At 73.1% G+C, this 12989-nt stretch carries 10 protein-coding genes; 3 read left to right on the top strand and 7 right to left on the bottom strand.

What is annotated here, in order from left to right:
• Positions 1-104: 104 nt before the first annotated feature.
• The gene (locus tag O0S08_RS31925) at positions 105-581 is read right to left on the bottom strand and encodes a hypothetical protein (RefSeq protein WP_269033148.1); all 477 of its coding nucleotides are present in this window, start codon (positions 579-581) and stop codon (positions 105-107) included.
• 498 nt (positions 582-1079) lie between these two features.
• Between O0S08_RS31925 and O0S08_RS31920 the strand changes: the two genes are divergently transcribed.
• From O0S08_RS31920 to O0S08_RS31910, 3 genes are all read left to right on the top strand, one after another.
• On the top strand, positions 1080-2990 hold the full coding sequence (locus O0S08_RS31920) for an IgGFc-binding protein (RefSeq protein WP_269033147.1): 1911 nt from the start codon (positions 1080-1082) through the stop codon (positions 2988-2990).
• Positions 2991-3153: 163 nt separating this feature from the next.
• Entirely contained in the window at positions 3154-4218 is a 1065-nt protein-coding gene (locus O0S08_RS31915; protein ID WP_269033146.1) for a peptidoglycan DD-metalloendopeptidase family protein, read from the top strand.
• A gap of 122 nt (positions 4219-4340) precedes the next feature.
• Entirely contained in the window at positions 4341-5246 is a 906-nt protein-coding gene (locus tag O0S08_RS31910) for a LysR family transcriptional regulator (protein ID WP_269033145.1), read from the top strand.
• Here the strand turns inward: O0S08_RS31910 and O0S08_RS31905 are convergent.
• The 6 genes from O0S08_RS31905 to O0S08_RS31880 form a co-directional block, all read right to left on the bottom strand.
• On the bottom strand, positions 5236-6255 hold the full coding sequence (locus O0S08_RS31905) for an MBL fold metallo-hydrolase (RefSeq protein ID WP_269033144.1): 1020 nt from the start codon (positions 6253-6255) through the stop codon (positions 5236-5238). The two genes, O0S08_RS31910 and O0S08_RS31905, sit on opposite strands and share 11 nt — an antisense overlap.
• A gap of 93 nt (positions 6256-6348) precedes the next feature.
• Positions 6349-6861 (bottom strand): hypothetical protein, encoded by a 513-nt coding sequence (locus O0S08_RS31900; protein WP_269033143.1) that lies wholly within the window; start codon positions 6859-6861, stop codon positions 6349-6351.
• A 323-nt stretch (positions 6862-7184) separates the two neighbouring features.
• A complete protein-coding gene (locus O0S08_RS31895) occupies positions 7185-10067 on the bottom strand; it encodes a serine/threonine-protein kinase (RefSeq protein ID WP_269033142.1) in 2883 nt (960 codons plus the stop codon).
• Positions 10068-10088: 21 nt separating this feature from the next.
• Positions 10089-11369, bottom strand: a complete 1281-nt coding sequence (locus tag O0S08_RS31890; protein WP_269033141.1) for a hypothetical protein — start codon at positions 11367-11369, stop codon at positions 10089-10091.
• Between the two features lie 156 nt (positions 11370-11525).
• Positions 11526-12053, bottom strand: coding sequence for a LuxR C-terminal-related transcriptional regulator (locus O0S08_RS31885; protein ID WP_269033140.1), 528 nt, complete (start codon positions 12051-12053; stop codon positions 11526-11528).
• A gap of 198 nt (positions 12054-12251) precedes the next feature.
• Entirely contained in the window at positions 12252-12815 is a 564-nt protein-coding gene (locus O0S08_RS31880; RefSeq protein ID WP_269033139.1) for a sugar O-acetyltransferase, read from the bottom strand.
• Positions 12816-12989 lie beyond the last annotated feature (174 nt).

Here is a 12989-nt window from a genome sequence, read left to right as displayed (position 1 = left end):
GCGCTGCCTCGCTACGACGCCCTCGTCCGGGCCGCGCTCCGCGGGCATCGCCGTGAGCCCCGGCTTGTGTAGCGCGGACCCGGCGACGGCGCGCGCGATCTCGGTCATTGACCCGAGGATCGGCCAATGTCGTCCACGCGCATACGCTGGGCCGCGGCGTCCAGCAGGGTCTGGCACTCGATGACGAGCGGCATGTTTGATGGGACTGCTTCGGGGGCGATCTGGGGGAGCTGATTCCGGGACCATTCCAGCTGCATCGACAGGGCCACGACCAGCGGACCAGCGGCGACCCGGAGCACGAGACGGCGCTCGTTCATGGGGTAGAACCAGAGCTCCAGGTCGGTTCGATCGGGATCGATGGCGCGTGTGTGGGAGTCGAAGGAGAACACGCTGCCGTATACGTGCTCCCCCGCCGCTTCCCTGAACACAGCGTCCTGTCCCGTCGCCAGGGTCGTGCACAGGCAGCGCAGCTTCGCCAGCGGCAGCCAGCAGGACAGGGGCTCGTGGTCATAGGCCCGGTCGCGCTCGGCATATCCATGGATGTACAGGCGAACGCCGCCGGCCCAGATCTCCGCGCCCACGCTGGCGTCCGCGGCCGGGGTCGGCTCCGCGGTCGCCAACGCAGGCGGGCCGAAACAGGCTGGCGGACCCTGACGCACGCCCGCATTCTCGGAGACAAGTCGGAAATTGCAAAGCCTCGCACGGGGATGTCGCGACCCGACACAGCCGACCTTCCGCCCTGGTGAGCTCGCGCGACGCGCCGGCGTCCGCGCCGGCCATATCGTGCGTGTCTCGCTCGCTCGTCGGCCTTGCCGTTGCCCTGGCGGTCGTCCTCGTCCTCGCGGGTCCGCCGCAGAAGACCACGCGCAAGTCGGGGCCCACTCGCGAGCGATGCCCGCGCGAGGCCCGAGTCGTCGAACCCGTGATGCGCGGCCGTCTGCGCACCGGTGATTCCGCGGGCGCGCGAGCGAGCGCCGCTGTCACGGTCGCGCGCGCAGCTTCGTCGCGATTGCGACATCCACCGGCCCGCCGATGCCGGCCCCTTGACCATGCCGGCGGCCGCAGGGTACTCGCAACCGATGAATCGCCTGACCGCTGCAATCTTGATGGTGCCTGCGCTCGTCGCGTGCGGCGACGACGGCCGGCCGGCCGACAGCGACGCCGCGTCCGCGACCACGACCGCGACCGCGACCGCGACCATGCCGACCGGCACGAGCGAGGCCAGCGACGGCGGCAGCACGACCGGGCCGACCAGCAGCGGCACCGACTCGGCGCCGACGACGACCGGCTCGACCACCGATTCGGGCCCGATCTTCGACCTCGGCGGCGCGCCCGACGTGCCGAAGATGTTGCAGTGCAGCCCCGACCTGCACGCGGTGGTCGACAACACCGGGCAGGTCGTCGAGGAGTGCGAGACCGATCATGGCTGCGCCGACGCCAAGTGCGTGCCCGCCTGCGAGGCCGCGGGCGCCAGCAAGGCCAACTTCGGCTGCGAGTTCCAGATCCCCACGCCGCCGACGTCGCCGTTCTTGCCGACGCCGCCGTGCTTCGCCGCGTTCGTGACCAACAGCTGGGGGCACCCGGCCAAGATCGAGGTGTCGCGCGACGGGGCCGCGTTCGACCTCGGCAGTTTCGCCCGCGTGGTCACGCCGGGGCAGGCGCCCGAGGACTGGTCGCCGGTCGCCGCGACGGGCCTGGCCCCCGGCGAGGTCGCGGTGCTGTTCCTGTCGAGTCACCCCAATTCGATCCACCCCGAGACCCAGCAATCGCTCAATTGCCCGGTGCCCGACGCAGCGGGCGCGGCCACCCAGGTCGACGCGACGGGCCGCGGCCTCAACTTTCACGTGACCTCCGACATCCCGCTGACCGCCTACGACATCGCCCCGTTCGGCGGCGCCTTCTCGTATATCCCGAGCGCGGAGCTGCTGTTCCCGACCAGCGCGTGGGGCACCAATTACGTGGCAGTGATGCCGCCCGCGGGCACCTTCGTGCCGCCCGGGCCGCTGTGGCTGCAGGTGGTCGGGGCCCAGGACGGCACGACCGTGGAGATCCGTCCGACCGCCGATCTCGAGCCGGGGCCCGACGTCGAGGGCGCGGCCAAGGACGTGGTCAAGACGTTCACCGTCGACGCCGGCGAGTATGTGCAATGGGAGGTCGCTGCCGGGGCCGGCGACGCCTCGGGCACGCTGATCCTCAGCGACAAGCCGGTCGCGCTGCACACCGGCAACCGCTTCCTGCGCCTGCAGCCGATGATGGCCCCCGGCGGCGAGGCGACGCACCAGCAGAACCACGCGGTCACGGCGCTCGGCTACGAATACGTGGCCGCCGCGTACGAGACCCGCCGCGCCGACCTGGCGCCGGAGGAGATCGAGTACCGGGTGGTGGGCGCGGTCGACGGCACGACGCTGACCTACGACCCGCCGGTGCCGGGCGCCCCGGCGACCCTGGCGCAGGGCCAGGTGGTCGACTTCCCGGCCACCGGCTCGTTCCAGATCCGCAGCCAGGACGCCGAGCACCCGTTCGTGCTGTCGCAGATCATGGACACCTGCAACATCCCCGGCGGCACCCGCCCGGGCGCGACTGCGATGGGGTTCATGCAATTGCTCGGCGACGAGGAATGGGTGGTCCTGCTGCCGCCGGCGCAGTTCCTGCAAGAATACATCTTCTTCACCGATCCGTCGTTCGCCACCACCAACCTGGTGGTCACCCGCGTCGACGACGGCGACGGCTTCAAAGATGTCACCGTCGATTGCCTGGGGACGATCGGCGGCTGGCAGCCGGTCGGCGGCGACGCTCGCTTCGAGGTCACCACGGTCGACCTCATCCGCGCCGACGTCGGCGTCAATGGCTGCACCAACGGCCAGCACACCGCCGAGAGCGAGGGCAAGTTCGGCCTGGTGGTCTGGGGCCTCGACAGCTATTCGTCGTACGCCTATCCGGCCGGCGGCAACGCGATCGCCCTGACCGACCTGGTGATCCCGCCGGGCTGATTCGCCGCAGCGCGCCGGCGGGGCCCGCGTCCGTCGGGCTCGGCTGCGCGCGCTCTCTCGAGCCGCGCCCGGGAACTGGTTCGAGGTCCCGCCGCGCGCCGTTCGCTGCGGCGATCCGCGAACCGGCTTGTCGGCGCGGGCGTGGCGGTGTTTCATGCCGGCCATGCGCGCGTTCGCGTCCTCGCTCCTCACGCTGCTCCTCACGACCTCGGCCGGCTGCGCCAGGACGTCGACCACGCAATGCCCCGAGCCGGCGCCCGCGGCCGCAGCGGCGCCCAGCCCGGCGCCCACCGAGCCGACGCCAGGCCCCATGACCGCGACGGCGATGGCGGCCGAGGTCCTGCAGCACATCAACGCCGGTGACGGCGAGGGCCTGTTCGCGCGCTTCTCCCCGCAGATGCAGGCGGCGGTCCCGCTGTCGCAGCTGCAGCCGCTGGTCCACTCGCTGGTCGAGGCGCGCGGCCGTCTCACGGAGGTCACGCCGATCGAGGCCAGCGAGCGCAGCGGTCGCTTCCGCCTGGTGGCCGAGCGCGGCGAGTGGTCGCTGCAGGTGACCGTCGACGAGCAGGGCCGAATCGCCGGACTGCTGGTCCGCGAGCCCGAGGCCCAGGCGCCGCCGGTGGCCCGCAGCGCGCCCCTCGGCCTGCCGTTCCGCGGCGAGTGGCTGGTGTTCTGGGGCGGCGATCGCAAGGAGCTCAATCACCACGTCGCTCACCCGTCGCAGCGCCGCGCCGCCGACCTGGTGATCGTCGACGCGGCCGGCAAGTCACACAAGGGCGACGGCCGCGCGCTCTCCGATTATTATGCGTACGGCCAGGACATCCTGGCGATGGCCGACGGGGTGGTGGCCGGCGTCGTCGACGGCGTGCCGGACAGCCCGATCGGCGAGCTCAACCCGTACATGGCGCCCGGCAACATGGTGGTGCTCCGCCACGAGGGCGAGGTCTACTCGGTCTATGCGCACCTCGTCCCCGGCAGCATCAAGGTCAAGCCGGGGGCCAGGGTCCGCCGCGGGCAGGTGCTCGGCGCGTGCGGTAACAGCGGCAACTCGAGCGAGCCGCACCTGCACGTGCAATTGCAAGACGGCCCCCGGTTCGAGAAGAGCTGGGGCCTCGAAGGGGTGTTCGCCGAGGCGATGGTGACGCGCGACGGCGCCGCGGCGCCGCGCACGGACTACACGTTCTTGAAGGGCGACAAGGTCGCGCCGGTCGCGGGCGCCAGGAAGTGAGCGCGAGGGGTGCGTGCAATGGCTCGCTGACGCGCAGGTCGTGATCCGGCCGTCGCCGCCGCGAGCCTCGCGGGCGATCGAGGCCGCTCGCGCGAGCGCCGGCGCGCTGATACCCTGGGCCCATGAATCGCCTCTTCGAGGCCGAGGTGTTCGTGCGGGTGGTCGAGGAGGGCAGCCTCACTGCGGCGGCGCGGCGGCTGGAAATGACGACCTCCTACGCGAGCAAGCTGGTGACGCGGCTGGAGGAGCGGCTGGGCGCGCGCCTGCTGATCCGCACCACCCGCAAGCTGACGCTGACCGAGACGGGCCGGGCCTACTACGAGCGCTGCACCGAGGCGATCCGCGGCCTCGAGGAGGCCGAGCAGGTGGCGGCGGAGCTGCAGCAGGCGCCGCGCGGGACGCTGCGCCTGACGGTGCCGAACGCGTTCGGCTCGCTGTACGCCATGGGGGTGCTGGCCGAGTTCAAGGCGCGCTTCCCCGAGCTCACGCTCGAGCTGGTGTTCCTCGATCGCCAGGTCGATCTGATCGGCGAGGGCTTCGACGTGGCGCTGCGGATCGGCGAGCTCGGCGACGCGCGGCTGATCGCGCGCCGCCTGGCGAGCACGGACCGGATCGTGATGGCGAGCCCGCGCTACTTCGAGCGGGCCGGGACGCCGCGCGAGCCGGAGGAGCTGGCGGGGCACGAGTGCCTGCGTTACGCCCACCACGCGGCGCCGGGGCGGTGGAAGGTGAAAGGGCCGCGCGGCGAGGTCGAGGTCGACGTCACCGGGCACATGGTCGCCAACCACGGGTCGATGCTGATCGAGGCGGCGGCGCAGGGGCTGGGGCTCGTGTTCGTGCCGGTGCTGCTGGCGGCGGCCGAGCTGCGCGGCGGCCGGCTGCGCCGCGTGTTGCCGGCGTGGCACTGGCCGCTGGGGTTGTTCGCGGTGTATCCGCCGACGCCCCGGGTGCCGGCGAAGACGCGGGTGCTGGTCGACTTCCTGGTCGAGCGCATGCGCGAGCCGCCGTGGGCCGGGCTCACTGGTTGAGCTCGGCGTAGGTGTTGGGGACGTTGACCTGCTTGTGAATCCAGTCCCACAGGCGGTAGCCCTGGTAGTCGGGCAGCTCGACCGCGGCGACCGTGGCCTCGAGATCGAGGCCGTCGGCGACTGCGCTCTCGACCCCGTCGAGCATGGCGCGGAGGTAGTCGATCGAGAAGTCCATGGCCGTGGGCGCGAGCGGACGGCCGTGGCCGGGGACGACGATCGCGTCGGGCGGCAGCGAGTCCTGGACGGCCGCGAGGGTGGCCTCGGCGGCGGCGCCGTTGCCCGCGAGCAGCCACGGGATGCCGGGCTCCTCGGTGACGAAGGCGTTGCCGGTCCACAGGACCTTGGCGTCGGGGACGTAGACGAACAGGTCGCCGGGGGTCTGGGCGAAGCCGTAGTGGCGGGCCTCGACGGTGACGCCGCCGAGGTCGACGGACCAGCCGCCGTCGTCGACGCGGATGTCGGCGGCGACCGGCTCGATCTCGTCGATGCCCTGATCGGCGCCGAAGTTGGCCTCCATGAACGCGACGTCCTCTTCGAAGTGCGAGGCGATGTAGTCGGCGGTCTGCTCGTGTTGGACGACCTCGACGTCGTCGGGGAGGAAGACGTTGCCGAAGGTGTGATCGCCGTGGCTGCTGGTGTTGACGACGTAGCGGATCGGCCTGTCGGTCTCGGCCTGGACCAGCGCGACCGCCTGACAGAACAGCTGGCGGTTGATCATGCTCTCGACCATCAGCACGCCGTCGTCGCCGACGACGAAGCCGCCGCTGGTGGCCAGCGGGATGCCCTCGGGGCCGTGCTCGGCGGCGTCGCGGTCGTAGATCGCAAACACGCCGGGCGCGAGCTCCTCGGAGACGAGGCGGATCGCGTTGGGGGTCCAGGCGTAGGCGGGGTTCGGCTCGACGAAGCTGGGCGCCTGATCACAGGCGCGGAAGGTCTGGGGCGCCTCGGTGGCGCCGCCGCAACCGGCGACGAGGAGGGCGAGGAGGACGGGCGAGAGACGACGCTGCATGCCCGTGACGATGGGGCCGGTCGCGGCGCGGGGGTAGCCGGCCGGGGAGACAGGCACTGTTTCCGGGGAGTCCACAGTCTCGCCGCGCGCGGTTCAGCTCGAGCGAGGGCGGCGGAGATCGAGGGCGTTGACGAGCGCGCCGGCGGAGGTGCCGACGGCGAGGAGGATGATGTAGCCCGGGTGGGAGTTGCCGGCGAGCTCGCTGGCGAGGCACAGGCCGAGGGTGAGGCCGCCGGCGAGCGCGAGGCCGCGGGCCGGCGAGTCGGCCGCGGCCGCGGTGCCGCCGGGGACCGCGGCGTGCAGCACGACGAGGAGGAGGAGGAACCAGTCCCCGTCCATCCCGCGGAACCAGTCGGTGAGCCCGTCGAGGCCGAGGTAGGTGGCGAACCCGGCGGCAGCGGCGACCGCGAACCCGAACGCGCCGCGGACCAGCCGGCGCGGCCAGCCGTCGCCCGGAGTCCATACGGCCGCGCCGTGCAGCGCGAGCAGCGGGAGGAGCAGCAGCCAGTTCAGCCGGTCGTCGTGGTAGCCGTGCGCGGCGAGGAGGACGAGCACGATCACGACGGCCGCGAGCAGTCCGAGGAACAGGGCGCGAGGGATTGTCACGCGAAACACGATACACCATTCACGAGGTGAATGCGAGGACGTCGGAGTGCACATACGAGGAACACCGCGGGGCGGAGCGATGCGATAGCCATGAACAGAGACCGCGGCGCGAGCGTCGTCGACCGTGAGGGTGTCTATGTCCGAATGGACATGTGTTTTGGAGCATGTCTTTTTGTGCGTGCGGCGCTCGTGATCACGAGGGGCGCCCGATCGTCGGTAGCCCCTACGGGCCGCGCGGCCGCGGGGCGTCGGGACGAAGGGAGGTCGAATGATGAGAGGGCGGAGAGGGTGATGATTCGCAGGAAAGAACCCGGCGCCGGGTGTCATGGCGGCGTGGGTCGATGCTCGCCGAGCGCCGCGGTGGTCGGCGGGAGCTCGGCGAGCAATCGCCGCAGCTCTGCGAGCCGCGGCTCGTGTTCGTCGTGGAAGCGCGACAGGACGGCCAGCGCCGCTTCGGCGTCGCGTCGCGCGTCGGCGTCGCGCCGCATCCGTCGCTCGAGCTGCGCGAGCGCGTGGAGGATGAGGCCGGTCTCCGGCCGCGCCGCGTCCGACGAGGCCTCGGCGATCGCGGCGGCTTCGCGGTAGCGCTCGCGGGCCTGGTCGAGCGCGCCCGTCGCCTCCGCGAGCTCGGCCTGGCGGACCCGGATCCACGCGACGTCGATGTGCTGGCGGCCGAGGGCGGCCTCCCGGATCGCGAGCGCGCGCTCCAGGGCCTCGCGGGCCGCGTCGAAGCGGCGCTGGTCGATGGCCACGCTCGCCAGGGCGGTCCAGCAACGGACGAGATCGGGGTGGTCGGGGCCTCGCAGGGCGATCCTGGCGGCGAGCACCTGCTCGTAGAAGTGACGCGCCTCGGCCAGGTCGCCGCGCGCGTGGGCGGTGTTGCCGAGGTTGAAGAGGGGGGTCAGCGTGTGCTCGTCCGCCGGCCCGTAGGTCGCCAGGGCGAGCTGGTACGCGCGGGCGAACGCCGCCCGGGCCGCGCCGTGGCGGCCGTGGGCATACTCGAGGCCGCCGAGCGTCCCCCACACGGCCGCGAGCGACGGGTGCGAGGCGCCGAGCGCCTGCTCGAGGCCGACGCGGGCCTCTTGCAGCAGCGCCCGGGCGCGCTCCTCCTCGCCGTGCGCCGCGAGCAACGCGGCGAGGTTGAGGCGCACGCTGTGGGTGTTCGGGTGGTCGCTGCCCCAGTGCTCCACGAACAGCTCGAGCGCGCGCTCGTGGTGCTCGCGCGCGGCTCGCTCGTCGCCCGCGCGACGCAGGGCGCCGGCGTAGTTGGCGTGGGCGCTGCCCGCGTCGCCCTGGGCCGCCGCCCCGGCGCGGGCGAACAGCTCGAGGGCCCGCTCGTAGTGCTCGCGGGCGGCCTTGAAGTCGCCGCGCGCCTGCTCGACCAGCGCGAGGATCCCCGCCAGCTTGCCGAGGTGCTGCGGATCGCCGCCGGCCCGCATCACCACGGCCTCGGCGTGCCGCACCCACGTCAGGGTCGCCTCGACCGCCGGGCCCGCAGCCGCGGCGCTGGTGCGATCGAGGGCCGCTCGCGCCGCCAACTCGTCGAGCCCGGCGCGCACCGCCGACCAGTAGGTCTCCTCGAGGGTGTGCTCCGCGGCGGTTCGGTCGCCCAGGTCGAGCTGGGCCCCGCCGAGCAGGTAGCGCGCCTCGAGCGAGAGGGCAGGGTCGGCGACCAGATCCGCGTCGCGGACGAGCGCCTGTGCCAGCGGCAAGACCCTCGCGCTCCGCTTCAGCAGGGCGAGCGTCCGCAGCTCCGCGAGGCGGTTCTGCAGCGGGCCCTCGCTCGCGCCGGGCGCCTCGAGCTGGACGTCGCCGACGGCACACCGGCTCGGCGCCGGCAGCCGACGCACGGCCCCCGCCGCGTGCTCGAGCGTGTCGCCCTCGGCCTGCCCGAGCATCGTCAGCAGGCCGTCGAGCTCGCGGAGCCTGCGGTCGAAGCAGTCCATGCGCCGCTCGAGCTGCGCGCTCGACTGCTCGCCGCGGGCGTGGGTCGCCAGACACGCATCCCGTCGCGTTTCGGCCCAGGTCCGCGCGTAGCGGTCGACCTCGCGTTCGACCGCGGCCGAGGTCGCCGAGCGGTCGCCGGTGCTGGTCGCCAGGAGCGCGCGGCGGAGCGAATGGCGGCGAGCGTCGTCCCACACGCGGCCGACCCGCAGCTCGCTGCCGGAGCAGCGCTCCGCCGCCGCTGCCGGCGTGCGCAGGGCCGCGAGGCCGCCGGCGAGGGCGAGCAGGCCCGCGGCCAGCCACGGCCAGCGACGATGCGGCGGGCCGCGCTCGAGGACTGCCAGCAGGGCGTGCATCGACGACCACCGCCGCGACGGCGCGCCGCTCAGCCCGCGGAGCACCGCGCGCTCCAGCCACGCGGGGGTCGGTCGCTCGCGCGGGCGAGGCACGAGCTGCCCGGCCTCGATCGCGGCGCGGAGGACCTCGAGGGAGGCGCCGGCGAACGGCCGCACCCCGTAGAGGCCCTCGAACAGCGCGACGCAGAAGGCGAACTGCTCCGAGCGCTCGTCGGCCGGCCCGCCGGCGAGCTGCTCCGGCGCCATGTACGACGGCGTCCCGAGCAGCTGGCGGGCGTCGGTGAGGTCGTTCGCGGCCTGCCACCCGGCGTCCGGGGTGCTGCGCAGCGTCTCGAGCTCGGCGGGCGTGGGCGCGGTGGGTCGCGCGAGCCCGAAGTCGGTGACGATCGCGCGCCCGTCGCGGGCCACGAGCACGTTGTCGGGCTTGAAGTCGCGGTGCAGCACGCCGGCCTGATGCGCCGCCGCCAGCCCGCGGCCGGCCTGCACGAACACGCCGCGGACCTCCTGCCAGCGCCGCGGAGCCTGGCGGAGCCACGCGCCCAGCGTGACGCCGTCGATGAACTCCATGGCCAGGAACACCTGATCGTCGACCTCGCCGATGTCGTGGATGGCGATGACGTTGGGGTGACGCAGCCGCGCCATCGCCTTGGCCTCGCGCAGCAGTCGCGCGCGGCTGTCGGCGTCGCGGAGGTCCGGGCGGACGAGCTTGATCGCGACCCGGCGGTCGAGCTCCGGATCGTAGGCGGCATGGACGACGCCCATGCCGCCCTCGCCGACGCGGTCGAGGATCACGTAGCGCCCGACGGCGTCACCCCGCGACAGCGACGCGAACGCGGCATTGGCCCGCGGCGCCCGCGTCGTCAGCACCGGCGTCGCGTCGTCGTCGGGCAGTTCGTCGGACGCCATCGGTGAGCCGACTACCATGCGTCAGCAGATCCCACAAGCCGAGGCCATCGACGCGCACTCGTCGTCCCACGCGACGTCGCAGCACGACGGCTTGGAATGGCACACCGCCAGGACGCAATCCGAGCACGATCGGGTGAGCGCCGCCCCGGCCTCGCACGGGCTGTGCGTGCACAGCCCGATGCCCGCCCAGCAGGACATCGAGCAGCGCTCCTTCGCGTGCGCCTGGCACATGTCGTCCCACTGCGAATCACAGCAGAACGCGTCGATGTAGTTGCAGACCAGATCGGTGCACCAGGTGCACTCCTCGGGCAGCGGGCCGCCGACGTCGCACTCGGTGTGTTCGCTGAACGGCCCCGCGCACAGCTGGTCCCAGCCGTCGGTCGTCGCGCCCATGTCGGGGTTGTCGCCGGTGGTGGTCGTGCTCCCGCTGGTGGACACGTCCACATCGGTGGTGCTCGTGCTGACGTCCGTGGTCTCGCTCTGGGTCGTCCCCGGGTCGCCGCCGGTGCTGCTGGTGCCCGCGGTCGTCTCGCCGGTCTCATTCGTGGTCGTGGCCTCCGACGCGCTCGCGCCGGCGGTCCCCGCGGTGGTCCACCCGGGCAGGCCCATCGTCTCGCCGCCGCTCAGGCCGCACGCGCTCGCGCTGTCCTCGGAGACAGGTGGTGCGGCCGGCGCCTTGCCGCTGAGGCTGTCGAGCAGGCACTGCAGCGTCTGTTCGGGGATGACCTGCTGGGCGAGCACCTTCTGGGCGCAGTTCGGGAAGGTGGCGAGGCAGCCGAGGCCGGTCGCGCACTCCGCTCGCAGCGCGTCGACCAGCGAGTCGCCGAGCGGGAGGACCAGCGCGCTGGCGACCGCGAGCTCGGGCGGCCCCTCGGAGCGGCCGAGCAGCACGTCCTCGCAGCCGCCGACGCCGAACGCACATTCGTCGCAGAACTGGGCCACGAACGCCTCGTGCGCGGGGCTGGGCGCCAGCCCGCCGATGGCGCCGGCGAGGCAGGAGAACGGCGAACCGCCGGCCTGGATGCAGTCGCTCGCGCTGCGCAGGAAGCCGTCGCTGACGAGCCCGACGACGCTGGCACAATCCGCGATCATCGCCTCGTCGCACGGCGTCGCCGCGGCCGCGCAGGCGTGGACGTACTCGGACAGTGACCCGCAAAACTGATCTGCGGGCGACTGTTCGGTCTTGTCCGACTTGCCGCCGCCGCCGCAACCCAGGACAGTCAGCGCCGCGCCGAGCAGCAGGCTGGAGAGGATGGAGGCGGCCGCTGGCCGCGTGGAATGGTCGACGTGAGAGGTGTGCATGAACGCTATCCCGCCGGGCCCGTGGTCCTCGTCCGGCGGCGCGACCCTAGCCGTCACCGCCGGCCGCGACATCGATCGAACGCCCGAGGCGAGGCGCGCTCGCCCGGGCGGCGAGACGGTCATCCTGCCGATGCGCGCGCGCTGGCGGGCGCGGCCTCACCGATCGAGCAGACCGGCCTCCGCCATCCGCCGCGCGAGTTCGGCGCGCGAGTGGATGTCGAGGCGCGTATACACGTGCTCGAGGTGGCTGGCGACGGTGCGCGGGCGGATCCCGAGCCGCGCCGCGATCACCTGATTCGTCAGACCCTCGGCGACCAGCCGGGCGACCTCGACCTCGCGCTCGCTGAGCGCCGCGACGGCCTGACGCGCCTGGGCCTGCTCCATCACCCGCTGCAGCTCCGGCGAGTCGGCGACCTCGAACGACAGCACCACGTCGGGTCCGAGGCCGATGCGGTCGCCGTGGCGGAGCGTGACGAGCTCGACCGGGAGGTCGTTGACCTGCGTGCCATTGGTCGAGCCGAGGTCGACCGCCATGAAGCCGTGATCGATGCCCCGCAGCAGCTTGACGTGCTTGCGCGACACGCCGCGATCGGGAATGACGAGATCGACGCCCGGCCCGCGGCCGATGAGGGTCGTCGCGGCGCTCAGCTCGAACACCGCGCCGGTGAGGCTGCCGCGGCACACCGCCAGCACCGAGCGCGTCGCCGGCGACGCGCTCGCCCGACTGCGAGGATTGGGTCGCCGGGTTGTCGGATCGCCGCGCACGCGCCGAGCCGTGGTTTCCCATACAACCGCGACGCGTCGCAAGGAGCCCGCGCCGACGCGCGGAATCGAACCGTGCGCGTCCGGCCGAGCAGCGCTTCGCCCGAGCGCCGCTGCGCGTCAGCCCGGGGTGAGCGGGCGGATGATGCGACACGGGTTGCCGCCGGCGAGCACGCCGGCGGGTACGTCGCGAGTGACGACGCTGCCGGCGGCGATGACGGAGTCGTCGCCGATCGTGACGCCGGGGCAGACGATCACGCGGCCCCCGAGCCACACGCGATCGCCGATCGTCACCGGTTGCGCCGACTCGAGGCCGGTGCTCCGCGCCTCGGGCCCCAGCGGGTGGGTGGCGGCGTAGATGTGCACGCCGGGGCCGCACAGCACGTTCTCGCCGATCGTGACCGGCGCGCAGTCGAGGATCACGCCGTCGAAGTTCATGTAGAAATTGTCGCCGGCGCTGATGTTGAAGCCGTAGTCGCAGCGGAACGGCGGCTCGATCTCGAGGCGCGGGCCGCAGCTGCCGAGCAGCGTCCGCAAGATCTCGAGGCGCACGTCGGCCTCGTCCTCGGTGGTCGCGTTGAACCGCCGCGTCATCCGCCGCGCCGTCCGGCGCAGGGTCACGAGCTCCAAATCGGCGGCGAGGTAGAGCTCGCCGGCCAGCATCTTCTCGCGTTCGCTCGGCATGCGGGAAAATGTGGCGCGCGCGGCGGATCGCGGGCCGCGGCGGTCGTTCCTGCCGCGTCGGGCCCGGCCGGCGCGCGGTGGCGTGCTCGGCCGCGCGAGGGGCGAAGGACGCGCGCGCTGGCGTCGAGGTGGCGTTCGGCGTACGGGCGTGCCGAGGCTCCCTTCTCGGCGGCG

This window comes from Nannocystis punicea, assembly GCF_026965555.1.
Lineage (GTDB): Bacteria > Myxococcota_A > Polyangia > Nannocystales > Nannocystaceae > Nannocystis > Nannocystis punicea.
Note: the sequence above shows the minus strand (reverse complement) of the source record. Positions and strands in the feature narration are given on the sequence as shown.

Excerpts from the sequence above, each read along its gene's own strand:
- O0S08_RS31920 (WP_269033147.1), top strand. The coding sequence starts at position 1,080 with ATGAATCGCCTGACCGCTGCAATCTTGATGGTGCCTGCGCTCGTCGCG.
- O0S08_RS31890 (WP_269033141.1), bottom strand. The coding sequence starts at position 11,369 with ATGCACACCTCTCACGTCGACCATTCCACGCGGCCAGCGGCCGCCTCC.
- O0S08_RS31880 (WP_269033139.1), bottom strand. The coding sequence starts at position 12,815 with ATGCCGAGCGAACGCGAGAAGATGCTGGCCGGCGAGCTCTACCTCGCC.
- O0S08_RS31915 (WP_269033146.1), top strand. The coding sequence starts at position 3,154 with ATGCGCGCGTTCGCGTCCTCGCTCCTCACGCTGCTCCTCACGACCTCG.
- O0S08_RS31905 (WP_269033144.1), bottom strand. The coding sequence starts at position 6,255 with ATGCAGCGTCGTCTCTCGCCCGTCCTCCTCGCCCTCCTCGTCGCCGGT.
- O0S08_RS31895 (WP_269033142.1), bottom strand. The coding sequence starts at position 10,067 with ATGGCGTCCGACGAACTGCCCGACGACGACGCGACGCCGGTGCTGACG.
- O0S08_RS31910 (WP_269033145.1), top strand. The coding sequence starts at position 4,341 with ATGAATCGCCTCTTCGAGGCCGAGGTGTTCGTGCGGGTGGTCGAGGAG.